This window comes from Pseudomonas fitomaticsae (assembly GCF_021018765.1).
Taxonomy (GTDB): Bacteria; Pseudomonadota; Gammaproteobacteria; order Pseudomonadales; family Pseudomonadaceae; genus Aquipseudomonas; species Aquipseudomonas fitomaticsae.
Genome location: NZ_CP075567.1, coordinates 2,512,573 through 2,530,108, shown reverse-complemented (window position 1 = coordinate 2,530,108; position 17,536 = coordinate 2,512,573). Strand labels below are relative to the sequence as shown.

General features: G+C 58.1%; 20 protein-coding genes. 1 reads left to right on the top strand and 19 read right to left on the bottom strand.

Features of this window, described 5'->3' with window-relative positions; translation table 11 throughout:
• The first annotated feature begins 126 nt into the window (after positions 1-126).
• Positions 127-483 (top strand): hypothetical protein, encoded by a 357-nt coding sequence (locus tag KJY40_RS11535; RefSeq protein ID WP_230736896.1) that lies wholly within the window; start codon positions 127-129, stop codon positions 481-483.
• Here KJY40_RS11535 and KJY40_RS11530 read toward each other — a convergent pair.
• The 19 genes from KJY40_RS11530 to KJY40_RS11440 all read right to left on the bottom strand — a co-directional run bounded on the left by KJY40_RS11530 (position 455) and on the right by KJY40_RS11440 (position 17,471).
• Positions 455-976, bottom strand: a complete 522-nt coding sequence (locus KJY40_RS11530) for a lysis system i-spanin subunit Rz (protein ID WP_230736894.1) — start codon at positions 974-976, stop codon at positions 455-457. The two genes, KJY40_RS11535 and KJY40_RS11530, sit on opposite strands and share 29 nt — an antisense overlap.
• Complete coding sequence (locus tag KJY40_RS11525; RefSeq protein WP_230736892.1) at positions 973-1,506, bottom strand: glycoside hydrolase family 19 protein; 534 nt, start codon at positions 1,504-1,506, stop codon at positions 973-975. The genes KJY40_RS11530 and KJY40_RS11525 overlap by 4 nt, the downstream gene beginning before the upstream one ends.
• A gap of 58 nt (positions 1,507-1,564) precedes the next feature.
• Positions 1,565-1,930 (bottom strand): phage tail protein, encoded by a 366-nt coding sequence (locus KJY40_RS11520; protein WP_230736890.1) that lies wholly within the window; start codon positions 1,928-1,930, stop codon positions 1,565-1,567.
• Positions 1,927-2,262: a hypothetical protein gene (locus KJY40_RS11515; RefSeq protein ID WP_230736888.1), complete on the bottom strand. Its 336-nt coding sequence runs from the start codon at positions 2,260-2,262 to the stop codon at positions 1,927-1,929. The genes KJY40_RS11520 and KJY40_RS11515 overlap by 4 nt, the downstream gene beginning before the upstream one ends.
• A complete protein-coding gene (locus KJY40_RS11510) occupies positions 2,262-3,515 on the bottom strand; it encodes a phage tail protein (protein WP_230736886.1) in 1,254 nt (417 codons plus the stop codon). Before KJY40_RS11510 ends, KJY40_RS11515 begins: the two co-directional genes overlap by 1 nt.
• A gap of 24 nt (positions 3,516-3,539) precedes the next feature.
• Positions 3,540-4,205, bottom strand: coding sequence for a hypothetical protein (locus KJY40_RS11505; RefSeq protein ID WP_230736884.1), 666 nt, complete (start codon positions 4,203-4,205; stop codon positions 3,540-3,542).
• Positions 4,202-4,552 (bottom strand): hypothetical protein, encoded by a 351-nt coding sequence (locus KJY40_RS11500; protein ID WP_230736882.1) that lies wholly within the window; start codon positions 4,550-4,552, stop codon positions 4,202-4,204. The genes KJY40_RS11505 and KJY40_RS11500 overlap by 4 nt, the downstream gene beginning before the upstream one ends.
• On the bottom strand, positions 4,549-7,590 hold the full coding sequence (locus KJY40_RS11495; protein ID WP_230736880.1) for a phage tail tip fiber protein: 3,042 nt from the start codon (positions 7,588-7,590) through the stop codon (positions 4,549-4,551). The genes KJY40_RS11500 and KJY40_RS11495 overlap by 4 nt, the downstream gene beginning before the upstream one ends.
• Positions 7,587-7,985, bottom strand: coding sequence for a DUF6950 family protein (locus KJY40_RS11490; protein WP_230736878.1), 399 nt, complete (start codon positions 7,983-7,985; stop codon positions 7,587-7,589). Before KJY40_RS11490 ends, KJY40_RS11495 begins: the two co-directional genes overlap by 4 nt.
• Before the next feature lie 2 nt (positions 7,986-7,987).
• Complete coding sequence (locus KJY40_RS11485; protein WP_064588214.1) at positions 7,988-8,590, bottom strand: hypothetical protein; 603 nt, start codon at positions 8,588-8,590, stop codon at positions 7,988-7,990.
• Positions 8,590-9,174 (bottom strand): hypothetical protein, encoded by a 585-nt coding sequence (locus tag KJY40_RS11480; protein ID WP_230736876.1) that lies wholly within the window; start codon positions 9,172-9,174, stop codon positions 8,590-8,592. Before KJY40_RS11480 ends, KJY40_RS11485 begins: the two co-directional genes overlap by 1 nt.
• Positions 9,175-9,193: 19 nt before the next feature.
• The gene (locus KJY40_RS11475) at positions 9,194-13,141 is read right to left on the bottom strand and encodes a phage tail tape measure protein (protein ID WP_230736874.1); all 3,948 of its coding nucleotides are present in this window, start codon (positions 13,139-13,141) and stop codon (positions 9,194-9,196) included.
• Positions 13,142-13,212: 71 nt separating this feature from the next.
• Positions 13,213-13,671: a zinc ribbon domain-containing protein gene (locus KJY40_RS11470; protein ID WP_230736872.1), complete on the bottom strand. Its 459-nt coding sequence runs from the start codon at positions 13,669-13,671 to the stop codon at positions 13,213-13,215.
• Positions 13,672-13,758: 87 nt separating this feature from the next.
• Positions 13,759-13,950, bottom strand: coding sequence for a hypothetical protein (locus tag KJY40_RS11465; RefSeq protein WP_230736870.1), 192 nt, complete (start codon positions 13,948-13,950; stop codon positions 13,759-13,761).
• A 112-nt stretch (positions 13,951-14,062) separates the two neighbouring features.
• Entirely contained in the window at positions 14,063-14,575 is a 513-nt protein-coding gene (locus tag KJY40_RS11460) for a hypothetical protein (RefSeq protein ID WP_230736868.1), read from the bottom strand.
• Positions 14,576-14,588: 13 nt separating this feature from the next.
• Positions 14,589-15,152, bottom strand: a complete 564-nt coding sequence (locus tag KJY40_RS11455; RefSeq protein ID WP_230736866.1) for a hypothetical protein — start codon at positions 15,150-15,152, stop codon at positions 14,589-14,591.
• 565 nt (positions 15,153-15,717) lie between these two features.
• Positions 15,718-15,930 (bottom strand): hypothetical protein, encoded by a 213-nt coding sequence (locus KJY40_RS11450; RefSeq protein ID WP_042559967.1) that lies wholly within the window; start codon positions 15,928-15,930, stop codon positions 15,718-15,720.
• Positions 15,931-15,977: 47 nt separating this feature from the next.
• Positions 15,978-16,493, bottom strand: a complete 516-nt coding sequence (locus KJY40_RS11445) for a hypothetical protein (protein ID WP_230736864.1) — start codon at positions 16,491-16,493, stop codon at positions 15,978-15,980.
• 48 nt (positions 16,494-16,541) lie between these two features.
• Positions 16,542-17,471: a phage tail tube protein gene (locus KJY40_RS11440; RefSeq protein ID WP_230736861.1), complete on the bottom strand. Its 930-nt coding sequence runs from the start codon at positions 17,469-17,471 to the stop codon at positions 16,542-16,544.
• Positions 17,472-17,536 lie beyond the last annotated feature (65 nt).

Here is a 17,536-nt window from a genome sequence, read left to right as displayed (position 1 = left end):
CAACCCTCCTCCGGCGTTCTGCCGACCGAACACCAATCCAAAATCCTACAGCTCGTCGCCTCACCCTCGCCCGCCTGTCGCGCCTCGATTACTGTATATCCAAACAGTACAGCGCAAGGCACTCCCGTGGATCCCTCCGAAATCGAAAACACCGACGACTGGCTAGGCTGCCCGACGCCGCTCGAAACTTGCCAGCAACAACTCAGGCTCTACGAAAATGAATTCGAGGAATTGAACCGACAGCTCCGGGAAGAGCGGGAGCGGATCTTCAAGCTGGTCGAGATGAATACCGAGGCCAGCCAAGACCGTGACGCACTGCGGAAGCAACTACTGGCAGCCCGTTCCGATGTGGTTCGCCTTCAGTCTCAAACTACCGAGCTTTCAAGCCAGCTTCGCGCGCTGAATGACATCAAGCACCAGAACACGCACCTCTTCCAGGAAAACCAGCGCCTTCTCAGGGAGGCGCGGGACCGCGAGAGCTGACCTCCTTCACGTACGCCTGACACGCCTGCAAAGCGATCAATCCCCGGTCACCTTCATCGGTGATGGCGACAATTCGTTGAGCATGCGCTGGGTCAAGTTCGGCTCGTACGGGGCCATGAACCACGCCGACGGCGCCGGTGGTGGCAGGCACCGAGCAGCCACCGGTTGAACCTGCGTCGAGGAGGACTGACAGCCGCAAATCAGAAGTGGCAAGGCGATCGCGCAGAAGAGCCTGGGCTTTTTGAGCATTGGTCATTTTCTCGGTGTGGGTTTTGTCACTGGTCGCCAGCCGCTGCTCGAGCGCGAGCCGCTTATCCTGCTCGGCCTGCTGCGCGGTGGCAGCGGCCATGGTCAGCTGATTGAGCGTTTCGGTGTGCAGCCGGGCCTGATCCGCCAGCTGTTTGCCGTAGCGCCAGTCCTGAAACTTCCAAGCTCCAGCCCCGGCGGTCAGCGCCAGCATCACAACGCCGATCAACCTCCACGGGACGGTCATGCCAACACCGCCCGCGCCTTCTCCCACAGCGCAAGCCGATCCTCCAAACCGTTCAGCCCGCCGTTGATACGCCGGGTGATGGTGTTGAACTGATCGCGATCAGCCAGCTCGTTCAGCCCCTTCTGCTTCCAGAACCACGCCGCCGACATCGCGGCGTACTGGGGCAGCTCGAGCTGTTCAGGCTGATTGATCAGGTCGAGGCCCAGCGCCTCGCCGCACGCGGCATAGTTCGCCCGGCCAGTGATCTGGATCAGGCCACGGCCGCAATACTTTCGGCCGTCACCCGGAACGGTGTTGCCCAGGTCGGCGCGCCCCTCGTACCGGGACTGGGCCGGGGTCGGCCCCCAGATCTCCCGGACATACCGCAACTGGCCAGACTCATGGCCGGTCTGGGCGATGAACGCGGCAACGCGCTTGGTGCCAACAATCTGGTAACGCTGCATCGCCGTATTGAGAGCGGGTGCAAAAAGGCCGGCTTTGGCGCCGGCATTCGGGAGGATTTGCAGCAGTTGCTGCTGGTTGATCGGCATGGTTTTCTCCAGGCAAAAAAATACCCGCTCGATGGCGGGCGCGTCGCGCTGCTTGAATTCAGATGAGATCGGCAGCCACTGTCTGTGGGTCGGCCACGATTACGGGCACTTTCGGCTCGGCGGGCCATACCGGCGCCGCGTACCAGCCCGGCTGTACCGTGACTTTGCCCAAGGCAAACTTGTAGTTTTTCCACGCCTTCAGATCGACCAGCAATGCGGATTGCTCGGCTTCGTCTTCTGGGGTGGCCTCGCCCGCGTCGATGCCGTAACCGATGGTGTCGATACGCTCCTGGATGCGGGAGATCTGTGCGAGCGCTCTGGTGTTACGAGAGGACAGTTCGGCTTTGGCTGCCGACAGCTGAGCGGCCTGCTCGGCGGCGTCCTTCATTGATTTGGTGATGAGCTGGGACCAATCGATGTTCATGCTTCAAACCCTCCGGCCTGCGCTGTATCGGGCGCTGGCAATGGCTGTGGCAAGGCCACTGGTCCATCCGGAACATTGAGCAGTGGTTCGGGAAACGCCTGCTCCGGGCTGAAGTTGACCGGCAGCGGAAGAAGCAGCGTCAGTTCAAGTTCGCCAGCGATGTTACTCACCTCACCGGCAATCCACGGCGAGCTGATTGCAGATGCCGGCAGCGTGTCACCGTCAGCCATTGGAGAGAAGTCGAACGCCTCACCATTGACGGTCAGCACCGCGCCAGCGCGCGACAACTCAAGAGTGTCATCGCGGCGCTGTGGAGAGAGATTGATTTTCATCAGTACCACCGCCCTACGGCCATGAAAAAACAGTTAAATGAACCGGTGTAGGTCGTCCCAGCAGGGTCGAACACCAAATACGAACCAAGGGTTGCCGAAGAAGCATCAGCTGGAGAGGTGGTAGTGAATTTTCCTGCTCCTCTTACCCCAAGCGTCAGCCCCGGCGGCGTTGAAACAAACGCAGCCGGAAACGCCCAGTTGACGGTGCCCACGGTTCCACTGCCATATCCCTGGTTCATCGCGATCGACAGTCCAGTGACCAGCAGGCGGCAAATCATGGTGCCATCCGCAAACTTCGTGTACTGCCCGTTAGCACTCGAGCCGGCCTCAACGATCGCTCCAGTTGGAACTCCGCTGGTTTGACTCACCGTGCCGACTATGTTCGACCGGTCATAAGCGAACGTCAGGGCCTTCCCGCTCGCCAGGTTGTAGCGCAGGCATAACCAGTTACCGCCACCCAAACTCAGGAATTCAGCAGAATCGTTGGCAGCGGTCGTGATATTGGCGCCGGTGGGGAGGATCAGCGAGTTTACGTTGTGTGTCAGAACGAGCGCGCTGGTGAATCTGAGTGTCCGCCGAGCACCAGCCGCGATAGTACCGAAGCCGGTAATGGTCGTGGTTCCACTGATCGCGATCACGTTGGAAGTCGACGCGCCAATGTTCACGGTTGCAGCCGAGACCAGCGGCTGGATTGGAGCATCGTTGATCGGCCCGGTAAGCGTTCCGCCCGCTTTCGGCAAGGCCGCCGAGACTTGAGCCTGCAACTTCCCCGCGGCCACCAACACCGAGTCGGTCGAAACCACCGCTGTTGAATCCGCAAGGTTGAGACCGGCGAGCGCTGTTTCCAGGGTGCGCGCCGAGCTGTGATAGAGGTTGGTTGTACCCTCTGGAAGGCCGTCAGTATTGGACAGGTTCAATGCAGCACGAACGCCCGCCTGCGTTGGAGTTTCGCCGAGAACGGCCATGACGCCGCCGAACTGATTCGCCAGGGCCCGCAACGCATCGGCCGAATCCTTGACGTAACCCTGCATGGGCGCCAGCGCGTAAACACCGGTTGCGTTGGTCGCGCCTTGATAATTCGGCGCGATCGACAGGGCAGTATCGCTGGCAATGTTGATGACTTCGTACCAGCCACCGTCTGGCCCGCGAAACGCATCACCCACCCGGGCGTTCGCAATAAATGCCGTGCCCGCTCCGAGTACAGCATTGGAATTTTGGACGACAGAAACCGTCCCGGTTTTGTACCAGGGCATCGAGTATCTCCAGAAAGTTGGGAGTCAGGCCAGTAACTTGGCGCAGAGAAATGGCCGGTGGCCCTGATCGGTCCAGGCGTTTGAGGCCAGGCTGTACATCATGATTCGACCGTTGGCATAGTCGACGCCCAGCGCGCAGCCACCTCCGGATGAGGCATTGTGACAGTTCATCGTGAAGGGATTCAGAGACACGAACTCCCCAGGGCCGAGCGCTTTGTTGATTCCCCAAAAGTACCGACGACCGGCGGTGAGCACTTCGTTTCCGAGGTAAGTCCAGTTCCCGGCCGCGAAGGTCACGACGACCGCCGGCGCACCGCTGTCGTAAACCAGTGCCCCGTTCTGATCCCACAGACGCATTCCATAAGCAGCAGTCCCCATGGAAGCCCAGGCCGCCACAAAATACTGACCGCTCAGCGTGCTGTTGACGTTCGAAGCCAGCATCGTGAAACCGGTCCAGTTACCCGCACCGCCGGTGAACCAGACCGAAATCGGCACCTGAATCCCACCGGAAACATCCGGCCGGATGAAGACGATCGGTGGATCCACGCTTGTCACCGCCCGAGCAAACACCCCGGTTGCAGAAGTTACGCCTGAATAGGTTCCCTTGGTGAGCAAACAAAGCCGGGGAGCATCAGAATCAATCTGCACGAACGCGTTGTCATTGATGCTTTGAAAGCCATAACCACTCATGCAAACCTCACAGCGTAACCCTTGGCAATGACCCTTGAGGCAGTCGAGCCTGTTGTTGAAGACGGGTTATATGGTGTGACGACGACCTGCCCTGCGGCGGTAGTGACGTAGGGGTAGGACTTCTGATTTCCAGACCCGTCAGCTTCCGAGGATTGAACATCCTGCACCCTTGTCGGAATCATCATGAACACGCAGGTAGCCGGATTGAATCCAGGAATTATCACAGTTTGGCTTGAGGCTGACGTGCTGAAATCAAGCACTCCTTGCCAGAGAACTTGGTAGGTAAAGCTGTTGGTGTTCATGATGAGCTGACCATTTTCGTCGAAGACGTGAACTCCATAAGTCATGCGTCGAGATCCCCCAGCTGTACCCGCTTCACGCCATTCTGGTCAAAAACCTTAATGGCGCGATTGGTCATAGTCAGCCTGCCACCACCTGGCGCTGGGCCGTTGAATTCCAAATTTCCTGCCTTATCCAGACGCCAACCCAGTGTTCCAGCAATGTAGTTGTCCGATTGGATGAACGAGCCGATCTTTGCGTTACCAATCGATCCATCCTTCACGAGCAATGTGTTGATGAAGACTTGGCCGCCCTCAACCGCGAACGGCACAGCAATTGCTCCGCCGGCGATGCTGTTCACAATGGCGAATCGATCCGCAGCAACCAGGAACTGGCTCTGCAGGCCGGCGCCGGTGTTCTCGATACCGAGGCCGATACCGGCAGCAATGTACTTCCCATCCGCCGCGACCTGCATTTTCACAGACCACATGGTCGACAACTTGCCGCTGGTGTCGGCGTAGGCAGTCGAGGTCTCTTGAATGGCGGCGGTGTTCTCACCGACCTTTACGTTGACCTGGGTGATTGCCTGAGCGGTGGCCTCTTTGTCTGTGGCAACCACTTGGCGCAGTTCGGTTACCGACGCAGAGTTTTCACCAACTTCCGCCGTCAAGGTCTTCACGGATCTGGCGGTTGCCATGTTTTCCGATGAGCGAACCCTGTCCTCGCTCGCTATCGCTGCCGTACTGCCCCACTCCTTCAGCGCACCGCTCAGATCGCCCTCCCCGTCATCCTCGCGCCATGAGGCGCGCAGAGCCTGAACCGCAGTCGCTTGGGCAGTGACCACGCCGTCGAGCTCCGTGATCTCGGCGGTGTTGGTCGCTACCTGTTGAGCAAGGCCGTTTGCCGTCTGAACCGTCTCGCCAACGTCCAGCCAGTAGGCGGGATTCGGTGGCGGCGTATCGGTCGGTACCGGGCCGGTGGCCTGGTAGATCCGCTTGCCGACCACAACAAGGTCGTATTCCTCGTAGGTGTCTTCCGGGTTGTAAGTCTTCAGCCCGTCCAGTGCGTCGATTTGATCCTGAAGCCCAGGAATTTTGTCGATTTCATCAAGGATGTCCTGCCCAAGTTCTGTGCGACCAATTTTGCCGGCCAATGCCGCGAGATAGGCAGATACGTCATTCGAAGTCTGAGCCGGCACATACAGGAAAGCGCTTTTTCCATAGGCGTTCGATGAGCGGATGAAGTAGTAGTAGTTGGTCCAGAAGCCGAGCCCCGTGTGGGTGAATGTCAGGCCTTGACCGAGATATTCGGCATCCGCTGACGTTGCCGTCGGCGAGGTACTGAAGAAGTACTCGTAGGTGCCGCCGTTCAAACCGTTTTGCGAGTTGCTCGGGATCAGCACGATGTTGTCGATCGAGGACTGAACCACGCAACTTTCTGGAATGGGCGGCCCGTTGATGCTGACGGTGATCGTCGCCTCACCGGAACGCGCCATTGGCCCGACTGCGGCCACACTCATTGTGTAGTTGCCAGACGGAAGACCGTTTATGGCGATCTCCGTCGAAGTGGCCGGCACGTTGTGCGACTGAATCGCCGTCGAACCTTGGCGGACGATGACGATGTATTCCTTCACGATGCCCGTAGGTGGAAGCCAAGACAGGACGCCCTGCGTTACCTCCGCCGTGGTGTCCTGCGTCCACGTCAGCGCGCTCGGCGTACCGAGACCGCCGGCCGGCAGGTTGATAAAGCCGATCGGGTTGTATGGCTGGCCTACGGCGTCATCGAAGATCGCCGCCTCGTATTGCTTGACCTGGACGTTGCAGCCTTCGCTGTCGCCCATGGACCAATCCGAAACGATGAACTCGCCCAGGATGTTCAGCGACGGCAAGTTGACCCGCACCACGCGACCCGGCCGGCAGTTGTAGCCGGCGAAGTTCATCGGAATGCTGATCGCACCGCCAGCGCGCCGACGGCGCAACTCCATGTTCGCAAGACGCTGAGCCTGATACGGATCGGTGACGTAGGAATAGGTCAGCGTTTCTGCCGCCTCGCCGCCGTCCTCTACGATCCACTCCGCGACACTGACCTCCGGGTAGTCGGTTTCCGTCCAAGACTGCGACGGATCAATGAACGTGCCCCGCACCGTATTGATTGCCGAGTCGTTGGTCGGCTCAGTGCTGCCGGTGACCGTGCCGATCACCATGTCCTCCGTGATCTCGAAATCGTACGGTCCGTAGTAAGCGCCCGCCTGAAGCATCCAGCGGCCGCCGACACGGATCAGGTGGCCACCGCAAGCCGCTTCCAGCTTCTGCAGCACGCCGGTGCGCTGCTCGTCCGCGCCAATCACGCAACCAGTACGATAGCGCTGGCTGGTGGAACCGTCAGCATTGGTCAGAGCTTCGTCGCTCACGTTTGCCGCGCTGGCGAACGTCTCGAACACAATCTCGTCGTCCGGCACGCCGCAGCGGGCACGCAGGAACCAGAGCAGGTGCAGTGCGGTATTGGCACTGTAAACGGCGGTGCCGGTGCGCGGGTCGTAGATGTCGTTCCGACCGCGTACCACGAAACGGGTGTCAGGGATACCCGACGGAAATTTTTCCGCGCTGTACTGCAGCGAAACCCGAACAAAGGACAAGCCTCGGCCGATCTGGCTGTCCTTCCAGTCTGGGCAATTAGCCTTCAGGAAGGCGTTCACCTGAGTTGGGTTGACCACCAGCTCATAGGTCGCGGATGCGCCGAACGAACTGATCTCCTCTTCGCCAAGGTAGATGTTTTCAAGTGCAGTTATAGGGCCTTCGCACAACACGTACACCAGGTGAAGCCATTCGCCCTCCCCCTGCGCACCTACCTGCTCCTGAGCCCAGACCAGCACGCCGCCGGTGGAAACGCGGCCAAGGATGAAGCGAACGGGCGCCTTCGACGACCGCACGGTCTGCGCCGAAGGCTCGTTGTCGCGCAGTGGCGACTTGGTGTTGAGCTTTTCCTGCTGCTCCGATGCGTAGAAGGCCAGCGCAGCGCCAGCTACCGCGCCCCACGGGCCACCCTGGGCAAAACCAACAACTGCACCGACCACAACCGAGGCAAGTTTTCTGACGCCGCCGCTCATTCAACCCTCCACGCGGCCATTGGCTCGCAAATGACACGGGCTGCGCCGTCGTCGGTTGTTGCCCAATAATCGCCAGCCCAGAAAACAGCCATGCTCCGGCCGCCGGGGGCGTCGTACAGCACCACGTCACCTCGCTGAATGAAGGCCAGCGGGACGCGCGCGAAATGCGCATCCCACGCAGCCTCAAGGCTGCCGTGTTGCTTCTTCAGCTGACGCTTGGCACCAGTCTCGGTCGTATATTTGCCGCGATAGTTCTCGGCCGGATCGACGCCACAAATCGCCGCCGTGCAGTCAGCAGCGAACAGACAGCAGTCAAATTCGCCCCATGAAAAAGGCCGCTCTTGGGCGGCCTTGATCACGTCGTTCAGACGAGTTGTCCAGTCTCGGTAGCGCATGGCTAACTTCCATAGGTGAATGTGGGTGCGTCCTTCTTCGAGCCCCAGTAGATGGGCCACTCGGACATCTGGGCGATGGCGTAGAAGAACCGGTCGCCGTCGTGGCGCGCGCGGTGGTTTTCGTCGGTGAAGCGCTCGGTACCGGTACGGCTCCACTCGGCCATCCGATCAACCACGGGGACGGTGATGCTGTTGCCGTCCTGGCCGTTGCCGGCGAACGAGAACTTGGCCGCATCCATCCGGCCGGAAAACAGGATGTCAGCCGCGTAGTTGCCGGCTTCATCGAACACCACGAACATGACCTTGGCCATTCGGCCGCGACAGCCACGCACGTTCGTCTCTGAGAGGATGTAGGCATCCAGGCCGCTGAGAGTGAGCTCGACTGACATAGGCGAGCCGGAGTTGTCGCTTTCCTGCGACTGGCTGACCTGGCCGAAGTTGCCCACCCCCTGATAGGTGATGCCATCGACCACCAGGTCACCAGTGCCGGTGTGCGCGAAGACCATGCCGTCGACGAAGTCGAGCTGCACGGCGTACACCGGCATGAATCGGCCGGTGGCGATGATGTTCACCACGTTTTGGCTGAACGGAAATGCTGAGGGCATCAGAAGGCCTCCCTGAATTGATATGAGCCGTTGGAAACGACCGGCTTGATCGACATTGCCCAGGTATCGGAGGTCATGCGCATTTCCGAGTAAGGGTTCAGGTACTCGACAGCTGCACCGGCCGCGAGCGTCTTGCGTATCCGCTTGTTGAGCAGCACGGTCACCCTACCCTGCGCATTTGCTGAGGCCGGATCAGTGACCTCGAACATCTCGCCGGCGATGGTGATGTAGTCACCAATGCTGAAAGCAGGCGCATTCGCCGTTGCGCCGCCGATGACAATCGACCGCGCCTGAGCGGTGCCAGTAACCACCGTCAGAGCGCCGATGCTGTTCGTCCGGAGCCGGGTAAAGGCTGGAAGGTTGAACGTACCGAACATCCCATCCAGCCGCCCCAGGAACGCCGACAACTCGCGCTCCTGGGCTCTGGTGAGCAATCCGAAGGTCAGCGTGCACTGCCAGTAGGCGCCCGGATAGCCGATGATTTGCTGGGCGTTCGACAATGTCGAAGTGAACGCCCTGCTGTTATTGACGATGCCCCACGTCATTTCTGACGGGCGCAACGAAGCCGGCCACGTGAGAGCCATGCAGTACTCCTTAAATTGCTTAGCGCCGCGCGATCAGCTGGCGGATGGTTCCATTCATTTTCAGGTCGCGCACGACCATCTCGTATCCGCCCTTCGCTCCCTGCATAGCGGCCTCCCTGACCATGTTTATGGTTGCTTCGTCGGGCGCACCTTGAAAGCTAAAGCTTTGCTCAATGACAACGCCGGTGCCGGGTGTGGCGGGTCCTGACGCTGCACCGTAATCCTTGGCGCTCGATGCTGACCCTACAAATCCGCCGTCAGCGTATCCTTTGCTTGATGCGTTCATGCGCTCAAGGAATTCCCGAGTTCCAGGCTGCGAAACCACGTCCTTGCGGACCACGAACTCGCCACCATGAACTACTCCTTTGGGTTCGTACCTTCCGCCATCTCCAGTGTATCCGCCGTCGGAGAAGCCGAACTTCGAGCTGTACCCCGCCGCCGATGCGCCGAGGCTCGAGGAAGTTGCAGCAGACGATCCAGCGGCGAAGCCGTTACTCGCCGCCGACGAGGCGCCAGCCCCGGCGAAACCGCTGAACAGCGTACTGAAGATGCCCACCGCCGCCTGGCGCACCTGGATGCGGATCAGATCAGCAATGATGCCGTCAGCCAGATCCTTGAACGACAGCTTCCCGGTTTTCACGAAATTTACGATCGAGTCTTCCATGTTGCTGAAGGCATTGGTGAATAGCGATTTGCTTTGGCCGGCCACATCAGCAGCTTGCTCGGCATAGTTCTGAAATGCCGACCTTGCACCGTTCGACCAGTCGGCCTGAGCCTTATCCACTTTGGCCCAGCCATTCACCATGATTGCGACCTGCTGCGGGAATAGCTCCTCGGTGATATTGATCTGATCCTGTAAATCCTTGCGCTGCTGGTCAGTTGACGCCCTGGCAAGCTTGGTACGCAGATCAAGGATTCGGTCGTTGTGATCGCTTTCAAGCTTCAGTCGCTCCGAGGCTCGTTGTGCCTCCTCGGTACCCTGCCCAATAGCAGCGGCTGCTTGGTTAGCAGCTTCCTGCTGGGTTTGGAGTTGCTTCTGGATCTGCAGTCGATACTGCTCGGCCTGGCTCAGCTCGCCACTTTTTTCAATAACTGCGGCGTAATCCTTTGATGCCTGACCAAGCGCAATACCATATTGCTCCTGCGTGATCTTCCCCTTCGAAAGGGCAAGCTGCAGCTTCTCCTGTGCCTCAGTCAGATCTCGAACAGCCTGTGCTGCCGGGTCTGCCTTTTTGTAGAGGGCATCGAAGGCGCTCATTGCGGCGCTCATCTCACCTTTTTCGCTCGGACCTTTTGGTGTCTTAGTTGGCTTGTTTGGCGTGGTGCCAGTAATAACTTGTGCTGTTGCCTCATCTGCCAATTGCTGAGGCGTTTTTCTCGGCGTCAAGGGTGCGGCCGGCGCAGTGCCACCATTGGTCAGTAGCCCGTAGCCGCTGAGATTCTGCTTCTGCTGATCAACCAGCAGTAGATTTTTCCCTGCGGTCAGATTGACCGACTTGTTGATAATCCGCTGCATCGCATTGACTTGCCGGGTCGCACTTTCTTCAGCTGCTTTCGCCGTATCGTCCAGAGCCTTCTTCTGCGCAGTAGCCGCATCCTCAGCTGCCTGCATGGCGGTGTAACTCGCCACTAGCAGAACCTTCAGGCGCTCCTGCTCGACCTTGTTGTTCTCCCTTACCGCGTCCTGGTACTTGTTGAGCAGATCGGTCTGGCTTGCGATGGCTTTGGCCTGAGCCTGTTGCGATTCGCTGGCCCCCATCTTTATGGCGGTGTACGCCGCCTCAGCCGCCGCGTTCGCGCCAACCAGGTCGCGGGTCTTGGTCAGTTGCTCAATGTATTTTGCCCAAGCTTGTGCATTGCTTTCTGTCGAAGCGCCCACGGCGGCCTGAGATTTCGCCAAGCCGGATGTCGCAGCAGCGGCTGAATCAGCTGAGTTCTTACTACGATCCAGCAGTTCTCCATAGCGCTGAGATGCCTCGTTGCTAGTGGAGTAGGTATTGGCCAAGCCGATCAGTTGCGTTTTGTATTCGGCGGACAGCTTGGTGTTATTGCCAAGCCAGGTGGTCAGATCGGCTAGCGGCTTCTGGCCATTTCCGACCTCCTCGAACAAGCTTTTGAATTGACGCATTGATACGCCAGCCGACTCGCCTGTAAGGGATAGACCGGTTATTGCCGTGTTCTTATACGACTCAAGGGCATCGGCCGCCTCCTCAGCCTCTTTCTTCTGGTCACGCATCCAACTGGAGGCCTGGAATTGCTTCTGCTCTGCGTTCAGTCGTTTGAATTTTTCGATCTGATCTTCCAGCGCCAAGCCTTGGTCTATTAACGATTTCGTCGCAGTATCGTTGCTGGAGGCGAGGTAGATCGCCCCGCCGGCCAATGCCGCAAGACCAAGCGTGACCAGTCCCATCGGCCCGCCCAGTGCCGCCATGGCAGCCGCTCCAGCCGAGCGAGCTATCGCGCCTCGCGACTCCGCAACATTAAGCGCGTTCTGAGCCGCCGTCTGTGCTGCAAGAAGTACTGCGCCTTCAGTGCGCGCAGCGTTCAGCGCAACCGTCTGCTGTCCAACTACCGCGCCCGTAGCCAGTTCAGCCTGTCGAGCTACTGCCAAGCGCCCCTCTGCGGCGGTTAGCTGGGATGTGATCGCCGCTTCGGAGGTGCGAATTTCGGCCAATCGGGTGTGCGAAGCCGCAAGTCCGGTATTGTTGATTTGCGCTTGCATACGCTGAACTTCAAGCTGGCGATCGGCGGCCAGTTGTGCAGCCACTGCCTTCAATTGCTTGACGTTCGAAATTTCAGTCTGCGCTGTCGCCATAGCCTCGCTGCGCGCGTAAATAGCCCGCGCCAGCGCCGCCTCAGACGAAGCGACGGCCACACTCTGAATAGCTACGGCTTCGGTCGAAGCTGAAACCGTCGCCTGCCGCTCGGCAATGATTTGAGCCTGAGTAGCCGCCAACCCATCGATGCGCGCCTTTGTTGCCAACGCAAGCGAGCCAACCAGGCCAACACCGACTTTTGTCGCGTAGGCGCCAGTGATCGCCATAAGTGCGTCAGTATTGGTGACTACTGCTTTCAGGCCGTCCCCTCCGACCGCTACAACATTGCCCAGGCCGGTAGCAATTGCCTGAATACCGTTAATAACCTCGGGCTTGGTCAGCGACGTTGCAAGAGCATCGACGGAACTTATCAAAGGATTAATGTCGATCTGACCGACAGCAGCAAGGAAGTTGTTTTTCAGTGCGGTCGATGCCTGCTCGAACCGGCGCGGCATGCGATCAAGCTCCGAGTTCAGCGAAGTCAGAGACTTGAGAAGCGCATTGGTAACAACCTCAGCAGTGATCTTGCCGTCAGCAGCCATCTGGCGAATCTGGCCGTTAGTTACGCCCAGGTACTCTGCCAGCGCACGGGTGATGCGTGGCCCCTGCTCCATAACAGAGTTCAGTTCCTCGCCGCGAAGCGTGCCAGAAGCCAAGCCCTGGGATAGCTGAATCGCGGCGTTCGAAGCCTCCTGCATGGTGGCGCCGGAAATTACGAACGCCTTGTTGATGGCATCGGTTACGCCAAGCAACTGCTCGGTGGTGTAGCCGGCGCCTCGGGTGGCATTTGACAGTCTAGTGAACAGACTGACGGTCGACTCCAGAGAGCTGCCGGTGTTGTTCGCCATCGTCAGCAGCTTTTGGAATGAATCGCTCGCTACCGAAGTCGACGAACTTACTAGGGCCAAGGAGCCCTGCATGGACTTGAAAGCATCGGTCAAGCGGATGATTTCGCTCACAACCCGCCCAGCCCCAAGAGCAGCAAAGGCAGTACCGGCAGCGCGAGCCGCCGAGCCAGCTCCAGACATGGAGTTGGCAGCCTGATCACCAACCACAACAAGGTTGTTCAGGGTAATACGAAGCTGCTCACCATTACGCTGTGCCTGCCGCGAATCTATGATGATATCCAGGCGGCTGGATTGCTGGGTCATGGCCTTTCTCCGGGCATAAAAAAACCCGCTCATGGCGGGCTTAAATGAGTCGATACGTAGTGCGGGCGTCTCTATTCTTTGCGTTGCACAGATCTAACAGGACTCGCGCTAAGCGGTTGCTTGCCGCACACAGGGCAAAACATGCTCCCTTTCGCTATTTTGCTTGAGCAGTGCGGACACAAAACTAGTCGTCTAACTCTTTCCTGCTCCTTTCTCTCAGCCTCAAGAGCGGCTTCTTTTGCCCTGACCTCAGCCCTTTGTCTCGCATGCTGAGAACTGATTGCAAGCTCGGCCGCTGTACGTTCAAGATCAACCCGATACTTCTCGATGAGCTGCTTTTCCTTGGCCTTAGAGCGAAGTTTTGAAGCCCAGCTCCATATAAAAACCGATAAAAGCAGGGTAATAGCGAGAGCCGCCGCAATTGCCAGCGCTACCACATAAGTGCCGGCCGCTAGAGCAAAAACGCCGATGACCCACGGGGCCACAGCTATAGCGATAATGGCGAGAAGAATAACGATGAGTACCTGCATAACCCCTCCCTGTTTGATGGCATCAATCTACCACCATCCGCAGGAAGCGCCAAAGCGCCGTCGTAACGGGGCTTGTGATCGGTTTATCTATCCGTTGGCATCTAGGCACTGACGAAACGCATCGTTTCTGAATTCATTGACCGCTTCAGTCTTGATGCTGTCGACTATTGCTACCGGTCGCTCGTAGGCTTTGAGGATCATAGATCGCGCAAATTTGCTGCCATCGCCGATCTTTTCGAGCTGATCCTCAAGCAACTGACCGCTCTGGCGCGCCGTCATAGCCTTTCCGGGCGAGCGCCGACACTCGCTAGCACGAACTGTCGTCCGCATGGGTTGATAAAGCAATGCACATTAATGCTAGCGATGCCCCGAGTAATCGTTTCATGCCTCTCTACTTGTATTTGTAGGGCTCTGGTGATGTTAGTAATGGCTCAGCCTTATCCCACATTCCGCGATATCCGCGAACTGAATAAGAGTAACCAGGCTTCAGATCGAGCAACATTCCTCGCAGATCTCCGCCAGCGCATGCAGCATTGTTTTTGATGCTCAGTTGAACCGGACCGGGCTTATGGTACAGCCACACTGATTTCCCACTGCTCGTTTCAGCTGCCAGCCTTTCGTTAAGAAAAACCTGCATACCAGCACCGAAGCAGCTCATAGCGCCTGCATCTTGAGTGAAGACGATACGCGCATCACTGGCTGAGTTTGGCTTCCCAAAGGCGAAAACATCGTCTGCTGGAACCTGCACAGCCTTCTCAGGCGAAACGCGAGTGGTTTCACAGCCTGCTAGCAGCAAGAACACCAACCCAAATGCTATTTGTCTTTTCAAAGACACCCCTCCCTGTTTGAAAGAGGAATCTAGCACCAAGTCGAGGCTCTCGACAAAATCGCTATTCGTCGCCAACCAAGCTCACGACCTACAGCGCCGGCAGCCATGCCCGTATAGTGCCAGCCACCCCAGCGAAAACCTGATATGCGCCGGCAGGCACGGCAAGATAAACAGATCCGATGATAGTGAGCACTCCGGCAATGATGATTGCCCCAGCCCCCTGCCCAAGGATTTTCGGAAGTGTCACGTCTTCGTGATAGCGCATCTGTGCCAAGCAAATATCGATGCGGTAGTTGGCGAGCATCATTTGGTCACGAAAGTTCTTCTCGTCTGCAGCGGCTACCTTCCTGAGCTCATCAACTTTATCTTCAATATTCTTGAGAGGGTTCCGCGGGTCCACCCCGTACATACCTGCTACAAATTTGAAAGAGTGTGAGACTTTTTCATCGATTACTGGGGCGTAAGACTCGTAGGAGACCTTCTCGGCTTGGGATGCCTTTCGGCCACCCAGAAAGGCCAAAATCATTGAAGTTGTGGCCGAGATCACAACAATTGCCAAGCCGAACTCAATGAACCAGTTTTCTTTGGAGAATCCCAGGCCAATCGACAATGCGAGAATCAAAATAGGGATAAGTGTCGCGATGTAGGTCACGTGGATCGTCCTTAATATAAGTTTTGTCATTGTACGGCAGCTACCGCAATTCCGCTGTACGAATCCCCAGTAACGCCCCGCCTACCTCCGATAGTAGCCTCTTGCCCTCATGCAACGGATAACCCCAGTTCTTTGCCTGCAAACCCAAGGACTGGGACAGTGCCAATTTCGGCGCGCTTATGACCCGGAGGTCAGAATGAGCAGCTTTGAGGGAGCCCTAATTACTCATAGGGGCGTCACGTTTGCCGTCGTTATCGTAAAGCACCACTACACGTCTTCATCTAGCGCAGCGCAGCCGATCCGCGAATCGTTCCAGCCGTACTTTCCAGGAGTGCCCGTTGTTCTGGCGTCACAAGATTCGCGGGGAACCTTCCGGTATCACGGTCGGCAAGATCTGGCCAAACTCCTTGCAGGACTTCACCCTTCGCAGATTCCGTGGCGCAAATACCACACGTAACTGAGACCATTTCGGACTCGGCTCCCGCAGGCGTGAATGTGTTCATTTTTGCTCCTGCGGGATGTCCCGCGCTGTGGTTAATATTCATCACAAGCCGAGCACCCGAGATCACTTGGTCATTGAGCTTTCCTGTTGCTCTGCCCATCTTTTGCGGAAATCGTCATCAAGGGCGAATATCACTGCGTCAAACTCTTCACGGGAATATCGCTCACCGTAGGCTGCCAGGTAATCACTCAGATCCCGAACAGAGAGAGGTGCTGGAACACCGTTCATGCCGACATACTGCCGGCCCCGACTGATCACGTAATAGGCTTCCAGCATATCGGTGGTTGGACCGTCCAGCTCTGGCGGCTCAGGGATGTAAACCCTCAGTTTTTCGTGGACTTCTCTTTTGCGCTCGTTTTCCGGGCCCGCCCACTCGGCTGCCCAGCGGTAGGCGGCAAGGGCTTTTCCACTGTTTCGGCGACCTGCTCCTTGTGACGTAGGGCGATGTCGTTGGCAGCATTCAGCGCGAGGAAGTAAACCTCTGGCATCTGCTCGATCAAAACAACGCCGCGCTCCGGGGTATACGGCGCAGGTGCGTCTGGATCTTCTGCCTCTGCAACGCCCTCCCAATCGAGGATCAGGTGTTTGCATGCCAGCTCAACGAAAAGAATGTCTGGGTCTGGAATTTCGACCGAGGACTTCTTGAGGATGTCGAACTCTTCAGTGCCAACGCCCATCTGGCGCGAAGCGAACTCAAGGTGACGCTGAATTTGGCGGAAGTCGCTGGTGTAACCCGGGCGAGCTGACGATCCGATCTGCAGGCGAAGGCCTGGAGCTGGCTCAATCCAGCGAGTTGACACCACATCAAGCGGGTCTTTTTTCTTCAAAATAAAGGTCATTCTGTGCCCCCGCGCCGAGACCTTTGCAGGTCCCGGAACGATAAATGGTTAAGGCGTAACAGCCGGTACGCGAGTGATCGTCGGCGGGATGCGACGGGCTGAAACAGCCAGCTCGACTTCAATGATGTCGGTCGCGCCACCGTCCGGCCAACTGCCTACCGCTTCCATTTCGGGCAGCGTCACCGTATAGGCGCCATCTGCGTTTTCCAGCGTGAAACTCATGGCTACCGATTCGCCGGTACGCTGCTTGCGGTACAGGGCGTATGACGCGGCAGACCAGGCCACAGTGACGCTACCAGACGCGCTAAAGGTCGTAGGGATGATGTTGCCGGCGAAGGCATCACCCGACCCCAGGCAGCGCTGGGTCTGGACTGCGTTGTCGAAGGTCAGCGACATCGCGCTGATGCAAGTGCCGTTTGCGGCCGATGCGGCCACGCCGTCCAGGGTCAGTGCGGTGAAGTTTTTGAAGTTGAACCGCGGGCCGCCTGGCTCAGGGGTTGGGGTGGCGAAGAAGTTCGTGCCATCGGCCTTGTCTGCCCAGTCGATCGCCGAGAACGTGGTGTCAATGGTGACATCGTTGTCGGTGCCGAACGTGAAGGCCATCGAAGCGACTTGCGCGCCGCGAGCTACCGAGGCAATCGTCACATCGCTCGCGTAGGAGGCGATCGAGTAGCTGATGCGCTGATTGCCCATGGTCAGGGAGTCAGCCGTCCAACGAGAGCCGAAGCACGACTCCAGGAAGTCATCTACCGCGCCGCCGTAGCGCCACTTCATGCCGACCGCGCCGGCGACATCAACCGTGGTCGGGGTGGTGCCCTGACTCATTCGAGTCGAGCCAATTTCATTGTTTTCTGCGGTGTTCTGGGTTGGGCCGATACCGAACGAGGTACGGATCAGCTCTTTCCAGCCAGTCGCGGGCGTGACGCCCTGGGTTACTTCTTCAACATAGGCCGTGGCGACCTTTGCTCCTGACGACATGGGTATGTCTCCTTTCTGCGGGCATAAAAAAACCCGCTCATGGCGGGGTTGGCTGGATAGATTGG